The sequence below is a fragment of the Ensifer sp. ENS02 genome (assembly GCF_014851885.1).
Taxonomy (GTDB): domain Bacteria; phylum Pseudomonadota; class Alphaproteobacteria; order Rhizobiales; family Rhizobiaceae; genus Ensifer; species Ensifer adhaerens.
Genome location: NZ_JACVAO010000057.1, coordinates 1 through 911, shown reverse-complemented (window position 1 = coordinate 911; position 911 = coordinate 1). Strand labels below are relative to the sequence as shown.

Genomic DNA, 911 nt, shown 5'->3' with positions numbered 1-911 from the left:
AGAACTCGAGGGCCTGAAGACGGCCGGGTTGTACAAGTCGGAGCGTGTGATCACCTCGAAGCAGGCGGGTGAGATCGAAGTCGCCTCGGGCGAGCGGGTGCTCAACTTCTGCGCCAACAACTATCTCGGCCTTGCCGACAACGCGGAACTGGCCGAGGCCGGCAAACAGGCGCTCGACCGTTACGGTTACGGCATGGCCTCGGTGCGTTTCATCTGCGGCACGCAGGAGGAGCATAGACAGCTGGAGGCACGCATTTCGTCCTTCCTCGGGCTGGAAGACACGATCCTCTATTCCTCCTGTTTCGATGCCAATGGCGGCCTGTTCGAAACGCTGCTCGGCGAAGAGGATGCGATCATCTCCGATGCGCTCAACCACGCCTCGATCATCGACGGCGTGCGGCTGTCGAAGGCCAGGCGCTTCCGCTACGCCAACAACGACATGGCGGCGCTGGAGGAGGAGCTGAAGAAGGCCGAGGGCAGCCGCTTCAAGCTGATCGCCACCGATGGCGTCTTCTCGATGGATGGCATCATCGCCAATCTTAAGGGCGTCTGCGATCTCGCCGACAAATATGGCGCCATGGTCATGGTCGACGACAGCCATGCGGTCGGTTTCGTCGGGAAGAATGGCCGTGGCTCCGCCGAACATTGTGGCGTCGAGGGCCGGATCGACATCATCACCGGCACGCTCGGCAAGGCGCTCGGCGGCGCTTCGGGCGGCTACACCTCGGCCAAGGCCGAAGTCGTCGACTGGCTCAGGCAGCGCTCGCGCCCTTATCTGTTTTCCAACACCCTGGCGCCGGTCATTGCCGCCGCCTCGCTGAAGGTGTTCGACCTGATCGACAACGGCGATGCCTTGCGCGAGCGGCTCTATGCCAATGCGAGCCTGTTTCGCACCGAGATGTCCAAGCTCG

General features: G+C 62.7%; 1 protein-coding gene. It reads left to right on the top strand.

Translation table 11 applies throughout. The annotated features are described in order from the left end of the window. Positions 1 to 13: 13 nt before the first annotated feature. A partial coding sequence (locus IB262_RS35400; RefSeq protein ID WP_246802843.1) for a glycine C-acetyltransferase occupies positions 14 to 911 on the top strand: 898 nt, incomplete at its 3' end.